Below are 16,196 nucleotides of genomic sequence, written 5' to 3'. Positions count from 1 at the left end.
CAACCCCCCCCCGCCCGCGTTCGGGGGCCGGGGGCACCCCCGCCAAGCCACTGAGTTTGCAGATCGCGCAAACACCCGCAACCTGACGAACCATCTGCTTCGCGGCTTACGCCGCTCCTACAAACAACAGCCGGGTTCACGACACCCGGTCCGCCCTACACGCAAAACAGCCATAACGTGCAAAATGCAGATGCACATAGGCCACAGCAGCGTCATCGAATACATCTTGCAGCCACTCGCCAACATCTCTTCCATCGCAGACTTCGGCAAACGTGATCCGATCCTCCACGCTGTACGCCCGCAATGACATCAGCCGACGCTGCACCTGCGATGGCACCTCGTTGACCTGCAGTTCCGCACGGGCCACACCGCGCCGGACAAAGATCGGCCCACTCGCCCGGTACGGCGAATCCGCTGACTGGTGCTGAAATGAAAGCAGCAACAGTTCCTCTCCCACCATCGCATCAGCGAGGCTGACCCGGCACGGAAATCCTGAAGCCTCGGTGGCAGTGACGCGGGCAATCTGCCGCGCAGCAAGCGCGGCATCATCAAGCTGGAAGAGATCGGCGAACATTGCGGGATTTAAACCGCTCAACAGGAAAGACGACATGCTGCATTCCATGGATCAAGGAACCGCAACATCCAACTCTCTGCGGACTGCTGCTCGCCATGATCAGACGTAGCATCCAATGGCTGACCGGACGGAAAACTCCACGCCCAACCGTCGCCCATCTGCTTTGTACGCGCACTACTCAGCGCGTACCAGCACAAACCAGCGGTATACGAGATAGGCAATCACCGCAGCCACCGGTGCCAGGCTGATCCACAGCGGCAGCTTCATGACAAAGAACATCGCCGAAAAGCAGGCCAATGCGATGGCAGACAACAGTAGCGCCCATAGGTTGAACACCACGATATCCGTCGCATCCTTGGCAACGGAGTTTGCCGGGCGACCTCTGCCCGAGCGCTGCCTGCGCAACAGCCAGATATCTGTAACAACATCCACAACGCCTTCAATCAACCCGCCGAGCAAGCCAGACATGGTGGAACCCTGGTAGCCATGATGAACAGGCGGATAGTCACAGCGCTCAAACCTGCCGTCAAGCAAACAGCGCGTCCATATCACCCCAAACAGACGACAGCTGCGTTCGGCGGGAAGTCGTCGTTGCCCAATGGGCTGGAACCTGGTGATTGCCGACACAAACTTGAAAGCGCAGGCCCCTCCCCACCAACACGCGACGCTCACTCGGCTGCCCGCTGCCCCAGCTCCTGGGCAAGCCCGATCAGGATGCCTTCAACACCACGGATGTAGCACAGCCGATAGGTGTTCTCGTAGTTGACCACTTCATCAACTACCGAAGCACCCAGCTTCTTGAGCCGCTCAAGCGTGTCATCAATGTCCTCCACCGCGAACATGACGCGCAGGTAGCCCAGGGAATTCACCGCTGCTGCACGGTGATCGGATGCAATCGCCGGGGCATCGAACCTGGACAGCTCCAGCCTGCTGTGACCATCGGGCGTACGCATCATTGCGATCTCGACACGCTGGTCGCGTACGCCGGTAACGCGCCCGGCCCAGTCACCCTCAATGGGCATGCGGCCTTCGAGGACCAGGCCGAGCTCAATAAAGAACTCAATGGCCGCATCCAGGTTCTCAACCACGATTCCTACGTTGTCCATGCGCTTGACGGTCATAACGACTCCTTGATGCCTGCAACCGGAGATGCCCCCGAAGCACGGCGGCCGGGACACCGATGCCGCCGGAGCCTACGGCTTATACACGGCCAGAGGCGAGAGGCGCGTGCATGTCACTCTCGGCCCAACCACGCGCCGGCAACCGGAATGAACCAAAGATGCCGGCAGCATTGCGACGCCATATTCTTCATTGCAGATATAAGAACCTGACTCTGCCCCCGGTTTTCTTTACCCTGTGCGCGTTCTGTAGTGAGGCTTGCCGTGGATTCCTTCAACCTGATGCGTGCCTTCCGGCGGATTGTCGAGCGGGCCAGCCTGGCGCGTGCGGCTGAGGACCTTGGCATGTCGGCGGCGGGCCTGAGCAAGCAGCTGCGTGCGCTGGAAGCGCATCTGGGCGTGGTGCTGCTGCAACGGACCACCCGCCGCATGAGTCTGACCGATACCGGCCAGGCCTATTACCTGGAGTGCTGTCGACTGCTTGATGAGCTGGATGCACTGGAGCGCGGCATCGCCCAGCAAAGCGGCGAGGTCAGCGGGCGGCTGCGGGTCAATGCACCACTGTCGTTCGCGTTGAGCACGCTGTCGCCGTTGCTGCCACGGTTCCTGGCAGCGCACCCGCAGCTGGCATTGGACCTGGTGATGGAAGACCGGGTGGTGGATGCCGTTGGCGAAGGCTTCGATGTCTCGCTGCGGATACGCGCCGAGTTGCACGACTCCAGCTTGGTCGCACGCCGCCTGGCCTCCTTGCAGCAGGTGCTGTGCGCTGCGCCCGCCTATCTTCAACAGCATCCAGCACCGACCACGGTGGCGCAGTTGGGCGAGCACGCATTGCTGGCCTATAGCCTGTCCGATTCGCCCGGCAGCTGGCCGCTGCACGGCCCCGATGGGCAGGTGACGGTAACCCAGCCGACCCGCGTCAGCGCCAACAATAGCCTGCTGCTGCGCGAGTTGCTGGTGGCCGGCACCGGCATCGGCGCACTGCCTTCCTTCCTGGCCGCGCCCGCCCTGGCCAGCGGCCAGCTGCAGCAGGTACTGCCGGATCATCACTACCCGCAGCGCATCGTCTACGCGGTCTACCCGACCCAACGCCACCTGCAGCCCAAGGTGCGCGCCTTCATCGACTTCCTGCACGACGCCCTGCCGCGCTGCGCCGGGCTGGATTGCTGACGCCCAGCGAATACTGAGCTGCCCGACAAGCGCTGTTTCGCGTTGCGATGGCTACCTAAGCTGCGTTCTCCCGCTGAGCCGGGCCTTATGTCGGCGCGCTGTCCTTACCAACAGCGCGACCGACAGCCGACGCATTGCGCGCGATGGCCCTGCTGCAAGACGGAGACCCGTGCACGCCACCGCGTGCCTGTTGCGACGCCATCGTGTCGTTCCCCGCACCGAGCTTTCCCCGATGAATATCCGCAAACTCACCACTGCACTCGGCCTGCTGCTGGCCGCCACCGCCCTGCCCTCGGCGGCCCATTCGTCCACCACGGCCGTACCACTCCCCTCCGGCCAGCAGGTCGGCGCCAGCCCCTGGGGCGCGAACGACGAGATCGGCCGGCTCAACCTGATCACCGATGCATCACGCGCGGCGATCCTGTCGCGGGTAAATGGCGGCAAGGTCTACGACCTGGCCACCGACTACTACGTCGGCATGCCGAGCTGGCAGGACGCCGGCGATCCGCATTACCAGTTCTGGATGACCCACACGCCGCAGGGCACGGTGATCGATGACCCGATGGGCGTGGGCGAAACAATGAACATCACCCGCAGCTACACCGGCACCGCATTCTCGATGTACAGCCACACAGGCACGCATATCGACGCGCTCAATCACTTCGGCATCCACGGCAAGATCTGGAACGGTTTCGAGGCCAGCAAACACCTCGGTGATCGCGGCTGGAAGGTCACCGGCATCGAGAAGTTCCCAGCGCTGGTTGCCCGCGGCATCCTGATCGACGTCGCCGGCGCCAAGGGCGTGGACATGCTGCCAGACAGCTACCGCATCACCCGCCAGGACCTGCAGGATGCCCTGCGCCGGCAGAAGGTCAGCCTGCAGCAAGGCGACATCGTGCTGATCCGCACTGGACGCATGCAGCTGTTCAACCAACCCAAGGCTTACATGGCCAACCCGCCGGGCATGGGCCTGGATGCCGCACGCTTCCTGGTCGAGGACGGCGGCGCGATGATCGTAGGCGCCGACAACCTCAGCTTCGAGACCTTCCCCTCGGAAGTGGCCGACGACTACGTCCCGCTGCACACCTACCTGCTGGCCCAGCAAGGCGCACCGATCATCGAGCTGATCGCGCTGGACGAACTGGCCCGCGACAAGGTCTACGAGTTCGCCTTCATCGGCGGCCCACTGAAGATCCGCGGCGGTGACGCAGCCCCGCTGCGCCCGATAGCGTTGCCAGTCCAATAACGTCCCGCTGCATTTGTGGGAGCGGCGTAAGCCGCGAAGCAAAAACACCACCAGCACAACCCGCTGCCAAACACCGGACACAACATGCTTCGCGCCTTGCCCCCCCACCTCCCCCAAATTCCACCTCCCGCTGACAACACCCCACCTAGGCGCTAAGTTGCCCCGAAGCCACGAGTGGCCATCAGCCGATCCGTGGAGCGGCCTGGTCACTGGCCCACAGCCAGAAGGTGCTTCCCCAATCACTGCCCGCGATTTCAGGGAACAATTCTCCCTGTTTGAAATAGCGGCGCGAGCCTTGCGCAGGCGTATACCACCACCCGCTAACAGGTACCGCCTTTCCGGCAGGCACACGCTCTGGGCGAAGATCTACGTTCGAAGCGCCGGAGTACGTGCCATCGATCTCCTCAAACTCGCCTTCGACCACCTCTACGAAATACCATTCGCTTGGACGATCTTCAAAGCATTCCGAGGCCACGAAGGAATTGGCGATATGGGCCTTATCTGCAGTTATGTATGACCAGTCGTAGGGGGTCATCCCGCGATTTCTATCCAGTATCTCGTACAGCCCCGCACTGTCCCCCCAAAGGCCGGCCCTGCCAATTTTCTGGACAACGCTTCGACCGAACTCGTTGAGGCTACTGGCTCCTATCAACTCGCCGCGGCCTCCCGTCCACGCAAACTGCAACGCGCCATACGGACCGTCTTTCGGCACGTAAACGCCAGTGCGCGGCGGAGGCTGATCCGTGAAAGCGACGATATCCTTGCGTACGCGGAACCGCGGAATCCTGTGAGCGTCCACAAGTCCTTCATTCCAAACTATCCAGAACCAAAAATCATCCAGTCCGCCGAGCCGATCCGTAATCGAACTAATAAGCCCTGCGTAGCTGAAAACCGAGGCGGCCTCTTCCTTGAATGCACTCTCCTGATCTGGAGTAGCCCAGGTCATGTGATGACCGTACTCCTCAAGCATACGACCACACTGGTTCTCACCCGCAGTCCTATACACCTCACTGGCCCTGAGTGCGATGGCGCCTACAACACCCTCTCGGAACTCGATCAATGCAGGAAACGCATGCGTCGAAAAGTGAGCGGCGGTGTCTAGTTGTTGCCAGTTCGCGACTGCCAACCCTAGCGAATCGAAAGGTGTTCGCTCGTCCAGGAAACCGTTAGCCATGGCGATTAGTCTGTCGATCCTTCGCAGCAAGCCCAGTAGGTAATCATTCGAGGTGAAGTGATATAGCAGGGCTGCTTGACGTTTGTGCCACGGATTGAGATCGCTATTGATTGCCATGTTCTACTGTTTTGTTATCTGACCAGGGATATTCGGGAGTCCGAGCTTCGCAATCGATGATTGAGACGAGAAATCTAATGTGCCCCAGCCAGTATTGTAAGGCCCAGTAATACGCGGATTATTCATCGCTTCACGGATGCTGATGTGCTTCAACTGATCACTGGCTGGGAGAGCCTTCCAGGCCGCGTAGGTCATCGTGCTATTCGGTGTCATCACGCCCGTTGAGTGGTTCACATCGTAGAACCGCATGGTATCTGCGTGCGTATTCAACGGCTTTCCGCTTGCGTCAACAGGAAAACTTCCGTCTGCGCGATAAGGAACACTCGCATCGAATTTAATCTGTTCGTATCCACCTTCCAGAAAATGATCTGGAAGCGATCCGTTTTCTTTGACTTGTGCAGACGCGGGGCCTTTCCATACCTTGAGCTTTTCACCCGCTTTTATTTCATAAACAACGAACTGACCATTCGGATTCCAATCAGGCCAAACCGCCAATTTCTTTCGCCAATCAGTTCGTGGTGTAGGTGAACACGCTATCGCCCTGAAGACGTCCTCGGTCATCCAGTCAGATCCCGCACCGGTATTGGATGGGGAGACTACACGATAGAGCTTAAGCGGCCCCACCAGAACTACAGACTTCATCCCTCTGGCAAAGCTCTTTATCTGGGGATCTGAAAGCGTTGGATAACCGTCGTTTACACCATTTTGAACAGTCTGCCTTACCTTAGCGGGCCTCAAAGGAACGTACTGGCTCGGTGTCCCCTTGCTCAACCAAGCCGGCGGCGGACTCGTCCGCTGCATCAGCGTCACTGCATGGGCTTCCGGCAACGTCCCTGTAAAATGCACATTGCGCGCATCGAGTATGCCGCCACGCTGCAGGATGTCTTCGATCTCCAAACGTCGGATGATCGTTTCCATGATCTCGTGAACAGGCCGCAACGCAGCGCCAATGTAGCTGTTGATCTCCTCACGCACACGCCCAACGAGCGCCATCGTTGTCTTGGCACTGGTTCCTACGATCGGAATATCCTCAACCTTTCCAAGCAGATTGCGCATCAACAAGATGCCGCGGTCAAAGGCCTTCAGCAAGTTGGCCGAGGTCACCAAGCCGCGAACCATGCGCACCTGACGCGCCAGCTCGTGAAACACGCGGTCCCAGCGGAGATGCTTCCAATATTGGGCGACCTCCCTTCTGCGCAACAATGTGATAACCCAGCTCATTGCCTCGTCAACAGCACGGGTGACGTGATTCAGGCCAAATCGACGTACGAATAAGAAAAATATCTTAAGCACGCCCTTGACCAGCGAACCCAGCGTTGGGAACAAGCCAATCAAGGTAAGCACGAGGCCAACCCAGGCCCATGTATTGCCTTTATCTTCGTCGATCTGCTTGCAGTTGGCGATTATGTCGCGCACATCGCAAACTTGATCGACGCCAGGAATCATCGATACAACCGTATCAAATACGACTTGGCCGGTACTGCGCTGCTGATTGAAGTCGCCCTGTAGCGCTTCCCAGAGCCAAACAAAGACATTTTTCCCGCCGTCTACAACGTTGTTGTACTGCTCAGTAATGAACCCGAGCGCTTCGCGCAGTTGCTGCACACTTATAGGCGCGGCTTCATTGGGGCGATCTTGCTGCGGATCACCCATGATCCGCTCCTTGCCCGATGTTCCCGATCAGCTCCAGCGCAGGCCAAGTATCTTCTGCACTGGGCTCTCGCGGTTCGTAGACAATCTTCTCAACATCCCGTGCAGGGATCGGCTCATGGTGAGCTTGCCCCTCTTCGTTGAGCTTACCCTTGATCACGGACCCACCCTTGAAGTGGATCTCATATGGAGTACCTTCCATGGCTTGCAGGGTCTCGGCATCCTGAAGATGAAGACCAATCCAGCGCGCTACCTTCGCCGCGCCGTTTGGTAGTGATGGAATGAACGGCTCTGCGCTCTCTCCCCCCATAAAGGGATGATCCCCAGCCTTGACCGTGAACTCCCCCGGGCAACTGAAGGTGATATCGCCACCTTCCAAAGTGATCGCACTGCTGCCTGCCTGCAGCACCACCTTGCTCTGCGCCAGTACATCGATGCGGGCATCGGTGGCAGTGATGGTGATTGCCTGATCGGATAGCAGCTCCAGCTCCCCATCGTGCGCCTGCAGGCTTACCGGGCCATTGGCGGCAATCACGCGCACCGGGCCGCTTTGCGCGAACAGTGATACCAGTCCGCCGGAGACGGTAGCGATGGTTTCGCCGCTGCTGGTGTGCAGGTCTTGTTGCACAGTGAGCTGCAGGTTCTGGCCGGCGTAGGCAATGGCGCTTGCCGGCGTGGTCCAAGCTATGTGATTGGGCGCTTCGGCCATCAGTAGCGGCTTGGCGAAGCGCTCAACAGGTTCATTGCCGGAGTTGCGCCCATCGCTGGGTTTGAACGGCGACTGGCCGCTGACGTCGCCTTCAAATTTTCCTTCGGCGCGAGGATCGCCCAGTTCGCGCAGCATGCCGGTGCTCTGCCATGCGGATAGTCCGGGCACTTGCTGTTGCTGCAACGTCTGTTGCATCTGCTCCAGGCTGCGCTCGGCGCCTTTGAGTTGGGCGACGACTTCGGCGTTGTCCATCACGGTGGATGCGGCGTGCTGTTGGGTGCTGGCTGACAGCAGCAGACCTTCGCCGGCATGCACATTGCTCCAGCCCTGCGTTGCCAGCTCGAAGCCTTCGCCGCGCAGTGCGCCGCGTGCTTTGTTCTGGTGCTGGATCAGATAGCCCAACTCCAGCCGGCTATCGGCCAATGAGCTGTGCAGACGCGTACGCAGCTGGCCGGGCGTGTCATCGATCACCCATTGCTGGGTGCCGCTGCCGTCGTGTGCTTTGGTGTGCAGGCCGCTGAGCACGCCGGGGTGCTGGGCCTGCGCATCGATACCGCCGCCGAACGGCGGTTCGACTTCGCCGTTGTAGAGCTGGCCGGTGATGCGCGGCTGGTCGATATCGCCGTGCAGGAATTCCACCAGCACTTCGCTGCCGATACGCGGCAGAAATGCAGTGCCCCAGTTTGGTCCGGCTACCCATTCGACAACCGGCACCCAGCTGCCGCTGGTCTGGTCGCCGGGCGCGTGCCCGGGCTGGCTGCTGCCGGTGTCACTCAGGCCGCCCGGATTTGGCGCACTGCCGCGCTGCCAGTTGAACTGGATGCGCACCTGATGGTCGCGATTGGGGCTGAGCGTGGCATCGGCCACGCCAACCACCCGCGCGGTCTGTGGACCATGCAGGCTGGGCTTGTCTTGCGGCAACGCTCGAACCGCAACCAAAGCATCGGTGGCAAGGAACTGGTTGCGGTAGCTGCCGCGCTCCAGCTCGCTGTGACCCAGCAGCTCGGCAATACCGCTTTCCAGATTGTTGACCACCGCGTGGTGTACCACCAGCAGCTGGAAAGACTGCGCTTCATGCTGTGGATGCTGGACAAGGCTGAAGCGACTGCCAGCTGCCAATCGGCGCTCACTGCCGCTACCGCTGTACAGCACCTGCGACACCCGCACAGCATCCAGCCGTGCCTGCGCTTCACTTTGCGCCCAGCTCGATTCGGCGAAGCGGCCAGCACGTGGCTGCACATAGACCTCAAGCGCAGGCAGATCACCGGTTGTGGCAGTGGCCTGCGCTGAGACGGCTTTGATCTGCTCGCTGTGCCAGCTACCAACCGTGCTGCTGTTGGCCACCAGCTGTTGACGTTCGGAGAATGCGCTGATGCCATCGGCGGATTCAGTCGCGGCAATGCGGTGAAAGCGCACCGAGCCTATGTCAGAAAGTTCCGCCTGCGGCCCAAACACCACCAACGTGTGTCCACCCTCGCCGCCTTGCGTCTGCTCGATGCGCCAAGCCAAGCCCGCCTCGGCAAGCAGGCGCGTCACGAATTCCCAGTCGGTCTCCCGGTACTGCGTGGTGATCGGCCGGCGCGGCAGCGCTTCCACATCGAAGCGATACGCGGCTTGCGGGTAATCGGCAAAAATCCGCTCGCAGATGCCGCGAATGTCCACGTCCTGGAAGATCACAGCGTTGCGGCGCAGGCGAAGCAAGGCGGTCCAAGGTTCAAGCACCAGCTGGTAACGAGCCAAACCACCATCGCTGCCGAGCTGTGCGACTTCCGTACACAAGCCATGCCATTGCCGCAGCGAGCCATCAGCTGCCCGCAGTTGCAAAGTCAGCGGCTGCTCGAGCCAAGGATCGATGTCCAGAAAGGCATCGGTGGAGAGGCAGTCGATCCGCAGGCGATGGTCGCCGCAGACGCTCTCCTGGCCCTCAAAGCGCTCCACTACCAGGCCATCATGCGGCCCCTGCAGTTGGATCAAACGATTGCGGTGCGACAACGACGCCAAAGAGGCGAGCAGTGCCGAGTGTCGGATATCCATATCGACTGACTCATAGCTAGGGCGAGATGCACGCGATGCCTCCAGTCACCGCGAGCGCGGACCGATTAAGCCATAGCGCATATCGGATATGACCTTGGCACCGCATTTTTGAGACCTTTCTCGTGAAACCTGTCAGTACCGCTGTCAGCCATTCGCCCCGATCACGGCGGGGGCCGATGCAAGAATTGCGCGCTGACAGCCGTCGCTACTGCGGCAACTGAACGAACCTGATCCCGTTGCTGATAACACCGCGCTTCTTGCTTTCGACCAAGGGCAGTCGTTGGCGGCTGGCGTGTACAGTGACGAACTGATCGCAGGTACGCCAACGCAAAAAGTCACGGCATGAAGTCACTCCTCTCGCTGCTGCTCTTCTTCTTTGCTGCGGCCGCATATGACGGCGCCCGCGCGAACGAAGACGCCGCGTGTAGCTGGCCTCTCAACATGCCCTCTGCAAGCGTGCTTCTGGTAGGTGAGGTCCATGGCACCAACGAGGCACCAGCACTGATTGGCGACCTGGCGTGCGCCAGCGCAACGTCAGGAAATCCAGTGGTAGTCGCGCTGGAGATTCCAATCGAAGAGCAGGCAAGCCTCGACAACTTCCTGTCAAGCAAGGGCTCAGATGCAGATCAGACGGCATTTCTAGCCAGCCGATTCTGGACGCGCCAGCCCCAGGATGGGCGATCCAGCGCAGCCATGCTGAAACTGCTGCACCGGCTGCGAACACTGCGTGCGGAAGGCGCACGAATCAGCGTGCTGGCCGTCGACGATGGCACGCCAGGAGCGAGGGACGCCGGCATGGCCACGCGAATCAGGGCAGCACACCACGCCGTTCCTTCGGTAATTGCGCTGCTGGGGAACGTCCATGCAAGTCGCGAAAAGGGCAGTCAGTCGGCACCCGACCATGAGCCAGCCGGATACCTGCTGTCCGACCTGAATCCACACAGCCTCTATGTGCGCGGGCCGGCCGGCACAGCCTGGGTATGTGTGCCGGAATGCGGTATCACCTCGATCCCCGACAATCGGCATGTTGGCGACACGCGGGGTTACCTGCCGGCAGTTGGAGTGATACCCGGCTATGACGGCCTCTATGCGCCAATGAGCAGCACGGCGTCACCTCCAGCTGTCAACTGAAGGCTCGGTTTCGGGCTACTCACGACGTCAGGCTGTGGCCCTGCGAGGTGTGCATCGGAAACCGTGTTCAATCAATTCGACTCTGACCCCGGTTTCGTGCTCCAGCCGGCAGCACACCATCACGGCTGCGAGCGCAACCATGCTGCCGCTGCTGCAACTGCATCTTGTTCGCGGGGCACGGGATTTTCCGGCTGTATACCTTGCAGATACGCAACTCCCGTACGGTCGAGAAATACCGCTGTCGTCAATGCAATAGCGCCGCCGTCAGGAAGCTCAAACGACTGGTTGGCTGTCGAGAGTCCCGCCGTCGGTTGCCCGAAGAAGCTGGTACCAGGGCGGCCTTGGAACGCGACCGCCACCGCCTCGCCGGAGCTTGCCGTCCTCGGACCTAGAAGCACGGCGACGCGGCTGTGGGAAAGATCGACGTCGCACGCCTTGAAAGGCTCGGCGCGCCAAGCCGTTGCCACACCATTGCGGTCCCGGAAAGCGCCGATATCGGCATCACCCAACAATGGCCTCAGCCCCTTGATCATCGGCCACATATTGCCTCCGGTGTTATCGCGAAGGTCGATGATCCAGCCCTTGCTTGCAGTTTTCGCCAAGCCTGCGATGTGCTCACAAAGTTCGGTGCTGAAGATATCCCCGGCCTTGGGATCAGAGCCGCGCAGGCCCGGTACCAACAGATAGCCGATGTCCTGCATTGGCCTGGCTTCTACGGCCTGCGTCGCGACTGCACCTGCGCGATAGGTCGAAACGGCACTGGGCGCCTGCACGGAGCTATGTCGGTCTGCAAGCGCAGTGAAAACCGTCTGGATCCTGCTGTACGCCTCCTTTGCGGGAAGCTTCTTCAAGTCTGGGGTAAGAAGTGACTTCTGCTCGGCCGCCCAGTCCACACGGTTTGCGTTCAGCGCGTTCGCGCGAATGATGGAAATGGCGTTATCGAGCATGTCATAAGCAGACACGCTGCTCTGGGCTGCACTCTCGGCTTTGAGCGTGAGGTGCTCCACGTCTACACGCCCTGCACTTCCAAGTGTCATCCCAAGCTTGAGACTGGTCGCCCCAGACGGAATGTAAAGCCGGGCCTCTCTCGCTTGGGAACCCTCATTGAGGCGCACAGGCTGGTCACCCGTGCTTGCGAAGGCCAACGGCTCTTCGGGGCCGTCCGCGCGGACCCAGAGCGCAGCGTTGCCGGTGCCGCTTTTGACCAGAAGCGTGCCGGTGAGAACTACTTCCCGCCCTTGAAAGGCCGCCGCGTCAATCGTGGTGATGGCACCGACGAACTGATTTGCACCCGTCGACTCGGCGGACAAGGCAACTGCCGCGCCACCGGCTTTCGAAATATCGCCGGAGCCGCTGACCAGCGACTGTGTGCTGGTGCCCCGCCAAGCCGTATCCGCCTGGGCACAGCCGCTGAAGAACACAGCAGAAAGCAAAAAGGCCAAGCGATGCATAGTCAACTGCCTTGTTCGACTTGAAGCGCAATCCTAGTTCAGACGCTTCGCATTCACCACAAGACTTGCGAGCAGGTTATGGATGCCGGATGTGCAGCAAGCAATGGGCTGGAACTGCCTTCATCCGGAATGGTCATCGATCCTGCCCGCTCCCATCCAGCAACGGGCACTCCGGCTTGGCTGCAGTTACTCAACCACCCGCTGGGCTTCGTTCTGTAGTGCAGCACTATCAACCTCCAAGCGCTGGATGATCGCTGCCACCACGCCACGGGTAGATTCCCAGTTCATGCCAGTGATGAGCCGACCATCAACTTCCACATGCGAAGTGCCGCGTGCGCCGTAGCTGAACTGGCCTTTGCTGCCGCGCAGTCGTTGCTCGATCGAAAACGGGAAAGTCTTGTAGTACGCCGCGCTCATGTCCTCGTAGGCATCGGGATAGCCGGTGACACGCTTTCCGCTGACCAGCGCGGCACCATCGGACAGGGTCAGGTTCACCAATCCGGCGCTGCCGTGGCAGACCGCCGAGACGATGCCGCCGCGTTGCTCGTAGATGCGCACCGCCAGCGACTGCATGCCAGAGTGCTCGGCAACGCCGTACATTGCGGCACTGCCGCCGATATACATCAGCGCAGCATAGTCACTGGCGGTCACCTCGTCGGGCCGACGCGTGTTGGCTAGCGCCCACATCATATCGGCGTCATAGATGCCGGCCTTGTGCTCGCGGATGCTGGTGTCGATATAAGCCAATGGCACGGCGCCACCTTCGGGGCTGACGAACTGCACGCCGTAGCCGGCCTCACGGAAGCCGGCATAGGCATGGATCAGCTCCGAAAAGCTGTTGCCGGCGCTCAGGCGGGTGCCGGGCATGGTGTCCACGTTGGACACCGCCAGCAGCACCTGGCGACCATGGGCGGGTGCGGTTTCGCGGGTGGCGGTCTTGCTGATGATCAGCCAGCGCCCTTCCAGCTTCTTCAGCAGGAACAGGTCAACGTAGCGCGCCTGATCCTTGCTGATCAAAATCTCCGCCTTGGCGGTGGCGATGTTGCCTTCGACCTCGATGCCGAGCAGGCGACCGACACGGCCATTGAACAGCCCCGGTTCCTTGCCGAACCAGCTGGTGTATTCGGCGATGCCCACCTCGCGCATGCCGTCCGTGCCCTGGCTCAGGTATAGCCGCGCATCGGGATGGAAGGCGCGGCTGAGCCGATCGCGCTGGTTGTAGGAACTGCCACGCAGATAGTCCTGGATGACCGCGGATATCTCACGCTGATCCGCGAGCGGATCGGCATGTGCAAGCCCGCCGAACCACAGCGCCAAGCTGGCCACGGCGAACCATCGGATAAGACGTGCTGGCAGCGAAATCACAACGGCAGTGGCCGGCTTGGAACGCGTTACTGACATGAAAAGACTCCGCAGGATGGATGCCACGAAGTCTGCGGAATTCCTTTACGAATCAATCTACTGAAGCGTGTTTACGGACTCACCAAACACGTTTCAAGAGCCAGCCACCAAGCGCGACTGGGCCTGCCGCCACGCCGCGGGTGTGGTCCCTTCCACCTTCTTGAAGCTGCTGTAGAAGGTGGAGGTGGACAGAAAGCCGGACGCCTCCGCCACATCGTCCATCGATGCCGAAGCCTGCGCGCGCAGCAGCTGCTTGGCCGCCTCGATCCTGGCCTGCGCCAGGTAGGGCTTGAAGGCGGTCTTGAGGTTGTCGTTGAGCAGCTGCGACAACCGAGCCGTGGGTATGTTGAGCCGCTTGGCCAGCTTAGCCAAGGTCAGGCCAGCGTCCTTGTACAGCCCCTCGTCGGCCATCAGCACATGCAGGGCGCGCAGCGTCGCCTCGGCTTCACTGGGCGCGATCTTGCGGTCGCGGTAAGGCTCGGCGACTGGAGCAGGCTTACGCCGGGCAAGCGCAACGCTGATGCTCAAGTACAACACCAGTGAGAACGACAGCGCGCCGACGATGTACGAGGTCAAGCCGGAGGTGGCATAGGCCAACCAGATCACGCCCACGCCCACGATCACCGAGACCACATGGCTACGGCTCAGCGCACCGGGCGCCGCATCGGCGCGGCCTTGCTTGCCTCCGCGCAGGAACAGCCCCGTTGCAATCAGCAGACATACAAGCCAAATCATCTGGATGGAGGCCCACACCGGCCCAGCCCACAACCAGACGTTCTCGGTATAGGGCCAAGCGATACCAAAGGCAATCGCCAACGCCAGCAAGCCCAAGGCGATTGCCGCATCGTTCCGGGTCTGCCGGCCATCGGGATCAAGCCAGGCCCGCACGAAACCGATCAGACAGACGCCGATGAAGAGACAGGCAGTCAGGCCGATCTGCAGAACCAGCTTGGAGATGTCGGGCCAGAAGTAGACCAGCACGGACTTGCCGGTGCGCAGGCTCAGCATCAGCACCAAGGCCGCCAACCAACGCTGGGCAGGGCGTACGGGCTTTCGGCATAGCAGGTAGACCGACAACGCCGCACCGTTGAAGACGCCCAAGCCAGCGAAGAAGAACAGCAGGTAGGAGGTCAGCATGGGTTCGTGGGTGCCGGATGAGATGCGGATGGGTCTGGTTGGGTTGATCGCCCTGAAGTATGTCTGCTTCGGGTTGTGGCGTCATCGAGCCAAACAAATGCTCAGACCGCCCCCTTTCTTCGGCAAACCCGAGTCCGACCACTGCATTAGCCTGCTCACCATTTCCAAATACTCCAACTCTTGCCACTGTTCCCAAACAGGTAGACCAGACCGCGATGTCGTCTTTGAGATTAAAACAACCGAGCGCTTAGGCGTGCACAACGACACGCACGAATGCAGTATCTGAGCATCAGAGCCTGCATTCGACAGTCCGAATCGAGCCCTGCGCTAAATCTACGGGCTGTCTCAACTTGCCACGCCGATGCGACATACCTACTGACAATTCCGATGACAAAGGCTATGTTGCAGATCAGAAAGGAGATTTTTGCATGGGACGCAAAGGGGAACGAAGTGGGTTTGGCACCTTCACTGCATTGCCTTGGCTAGTGAAAAATATCGCAGAGATCCCTGCGATGTACCTTGGCATCTTGTTGCCGCTAACCCAACAAGATGGTGCACTGATAGGGGCAATAGTTCATCAAGCGTGTGCATTCCTCTCGCCGCCTGCATGGCCCTCCCCCAGCATTTTCTCGATGGAAGCCTCGATTACATTTTTCAGTGCGTGCAAGCGCGATAGACTCTTGAGCGCACCGATAATAATAGAAAGTCAGTCGCCTTATTATTTCCTTCAATTCAAGCAATCAGTGCATACGACTTTGACGCCCAGAGCGCCGATCGAACCTATCAACAGGGCATGGACACTTAAAGATAGTAGATCCAACAGAACTACTTGTCCTTACGCATTCCGCGGCCAGACACATAGTCAACCCGAGACAGGCTCCGCCGACACAATCGTCCGCGCAAGACAAGTACGCCCTCCTCTGACCGGGAATTCCGCGACTAGGCTAACCAAAAGACGCGCGGGAAATCGTTCCTATGAGCGCGACCGTCCTCAGAGCGACTTGAGTAAGCAACCTCACCTCATCACCCCGCCCAAGTGCCTCTCTGCACTTGCGCCAAAAACCAAACTAGGAAAATGCGGGACTGAGTACATATACAGCATACAAGATAAATCTAGACGACCAAATTTACCAAAAATAGCTGATAAATAAAACTCTGAATGAGAGATCAGGATGAATCGCCCAGGATTTCGTAGACACCTCGCAGCCATAAACTATGGCTTAGGCGGAGGTGGTTATGAGCACGAAGCGTTATACGGATGAGTTCAAGATCGAGGCGGTTCGG

At 60.1% G+C, this 16,196-nt stretch carries 12 protein-coding genes; 3 read left to right on the top strand and 9 right to left on the bottom strand.

Features of this window, described 5'->3' with window-relative positions:
* Window positions 1-136: 136 nt before the first annotated feature.
* The 3 genes from ACVOLV_RS19790 to ACVOLV_RS19780 all read right to left on the bottom strand — a co-directional run bounded on the left by ACVOLV_RS19790 (window position 137) and on the right by ACVOLV_RS19780 (window position 1,695).
* On the bottom strand, window positions 137-610 hold the full coding sequence (locus ACVOLV_RS19790; protein WP_481555847.1) for a DUF1203 domain-containing protein: 474 nt from the start codon (window positions 608-610) through the stop codon (window positions 137-139).
* Window positions 611-748: 138 nt separating this feature from the next.
* A complete protein-coding gene (locus ACVOLV_RS19785; protein ID WP_481555846.1) occupies window positions 749-1,042 on the bottom strand; it encodes a hypothetical protein in 294 nt (97 codons plus the stop codon).
* 200 nt (window positions 1,043-1,242) lie between these two features.
* Window positions 1,243-1,695, bottom strand: coding sequence for a VOC family protein (locus ACVOLV_RS19780; RefSeq protein WP_481555845.1), 453 nt, complete (start codon window positions 1,693-1,695; stop codon window positions 1,243-1,245).
* Between the two features lie 261 nt (window positions 1,696-1,956).
* On the opposite strand from ACVOLV_RS19780, the gene ACVOLV_RS19775 reads away from it, so the two are divergent.
* Complete coding sequence (locus tag ACVOLV_RS19775) at window positions 1,957-2,862, top strand: LysR family transcriptional regulator (RefSeq protein ID WP_303747513.1); 906 nt, start codon at window positions 1,957-1,959, stop codon at window positions 2,860-2,862.
* 232 nt (window positions 2,863-3,094) lie between these two features.
* A complete protein-coding gene (locus tag ACVOLV_RS19770; protein ID WP_481555844.1) occupies window positions 3,095-4,108 on the top strand; it encodes a cyclase family protein in 1,014 nt (337 codons plus the stop codon).
* A gap of 181 nt (window positions 4,109-4,289) precedes the next feature.
* Here the strand turns inward: ACVOLV_RS19770 and ACVOLV_RS19765 are convergent, their stop codons facing one another.
* From ACVOLV_RS19765 to ACVOLV_RS19755, 3 genes are read right to left on the bottom strand one after another with little or no spacing between them, the layout of a single operon-like run.
* Complete coding sequence (locus ACVOLV_RS19765; RefSeq protein ID WP_481555843.1) at window positions 4,290-5,399, bottom strand: hypothetical protein; 1,110 nt, start codon at window positions 5,397-5,399, stop codon at window positions 4,290-4,292.
* Between the two features lie 3 nt (window positions 5,400-5,402).
* Window positions 5,403-7,052, bottom strand: a complete 1,650-nt coding sequence (locus ACVOLV_RS19760; protein WP_481555842.1) for a hypothetical protein — start codon at window positions 7,050-7,052, stop codon at window positions 5,403-5,405.
* On the bottom strand, window positions 7,045-9,792 hold the full coding sequence (locus tag ACVOLV_RS19755; protein ID WP_481555841.1) for a type VI secretion system Vgr family protein: 2,748 nt from the start codon (window positions 9,790-9,792) through the stop codon (window positions 7,045-7,047). Before ACVOLV_RS19755 ends, ACVOLV_RS19760 begins: the two co-directional genes overlap by 8 nt.
* 342 nt (window positions 9,793-10,134) lie before the next feature.
* Here ACVOLV_RS19755 and ACVOLV_RS19750 point away from each other — a divergent pair, with 342 nt between their 5' ends.
* Window positions 10,135-10,923: a hypothetical protein gene (locus ACVOLV_RS19750; RefSeq protein ID WP_481555840.1), complete on the top strand. Its 789-nt coding sequence runs from the start codon at window positions 10,135-10,137 to the stop codon at window positions 10,921-10,923.
* Window positions 10,924-11,042: 119 nt separating this feature from the next.
* Here the strand turns inward: ACVOLV_RS19750 and ACVOLV_RS19745 are convergent, their stop codons facing one another.
* The 3 genes from ACVOLV_RS19745 to ACVOLV_RS19735 form a co-directional block, all read right to left on the bottom strand.
* On the bottom strand, window positions 11,043-12,374 hold the full coding sequence (locus tag ACVOLV_RS19745; RefSeq protein WP_481555839.1) for a S41 family peptidase: 1,332 nt from the start codon (window positions 12,372-12,374) through the stop codon (window positions 11,043-11,045).
* A 186-nt stretch (window positions 12,375-12,560) separates the two neighbouring features.
* Entirely contained in the window at window positions 12,561-13,775 is a 1,215-nt protein-coding gene (locus ACVOLV_RS19740) for a nuclear transport factor 2 family protein (protein ID WP_481555838.1), read from the bottom strand.
* Window positions 13,776-13,868: 93 nt separating this feature from the next.
* Window positions 13,869-14,912 (bottom strand): helix-turn-helix domain-containing protein, encoded by a 1,044-nt coding sequence (locus ACVOLV_RS19735; RefSeq protein WP_481555837.1) that lies wholly within the window; start codon window positions 14,910-14,912, stop codon window positions 13,869-13,871.
* Window positions 14,913-16,196: the final 1,284 nt, after the last annotated feature.

The sequence above is a fragment of the Stenotrophomonas sp. STEN023 genome (assembly GCF_056760135.1).
Note: the sequence above shows the minus strand (reverse complement) of the source record. Positions and strands in the feature narration are given on the sequence as shown.

What these genes read in the sequence shown, in the direction of transcription:
- ACVOLV_RS19790 (WP_481555847.1), bottom strand. Translation starts at nt 610, where the DNA reads ATGTCGTCTTTCCTGTTGAGCGGTTTAAATCCCGCAATGTTCGCCGAT.
- ACVOLV_RS19785 (WP_481555846.1), bottom strand. Translation starts at nt 1,042, where the DNA reads ATGTCTGGCTTGCTCGGCGGGTTGATTGAAGGCGTTGTGGATGTTGTT.
- ACVOLV_RS19780 (WP_481555845.1), bottom strand. Translation starts at nt 1,695, where the DNA reads ATGACCGTCAAGCGCATGGACAACGTAGGAATCGTGGTTGAGAACCTG.
- ACVOLV_RS19770 (WP_481555844.1), top strand. Translation starts at nt 3,095, where the DNA reads ATGAATATCCGCAAACTCACCACTGCACTCGGCCTGCTGCTGGCCGCC.
- ACVOLV_RS19765 (WP_481555843.1), bottom strand. Translation starts at nt 5,399, where the DNA reads ATGGCAATCAATAGCGATCTCAATCCGTGGCACAAACGTCAAGCAGCC.
- ACVOLV_RS19760 (WP_481555842.1), bottom strand. Translation starts at nt 7,052, where the DNA reads ATGGGTGATCCGCAGCAAGATCGCCCCAATGAAGCCGCGCCTATAAGT.
- ACVOLV_RS19755 (WP_481555841.1), bottom strand. Translation starts at nt 9,792, where the DNA reads ATGGATATCCGACACTCGGCACTGCTCGCCTCTTTGGCGTCGTTGTCG.
- ACVOLV_RS19750 (WP_481555840.1), top strand. Translation starts at nt 10,135, where the DNA reads ATGAAGTCACTCCTCTCGCTGCTGCTCTTCTTCTTTGCTGCGGCCGCA.
- ACVOLV_RS19745 (WP_481555839.1), bottom strand. Translation starts at nt 12,374, where the DNA reads ATGCATCGCTTGGCCTTTTTGCTTTCTGCTGTGTTCTTCAGCGGCTGT.
- ACVOLV_RS19740 (WP_481555838.1), bottom strand. Translation starts at nt 13,775, where the DNA reads ATGTCAGTAACGCGTTCCAAGCCGGCCACTGCCGTTGTGATTTCGCTG.
- ACVOLV_RS19735 (WP_481555837.1), bottom strand. Translation starts at nt 14,912, where the DNA reads ATGCTGACCTCCTACCTGCTGTTCTTCTTCGCTGGCTTGGGCGTCTTC.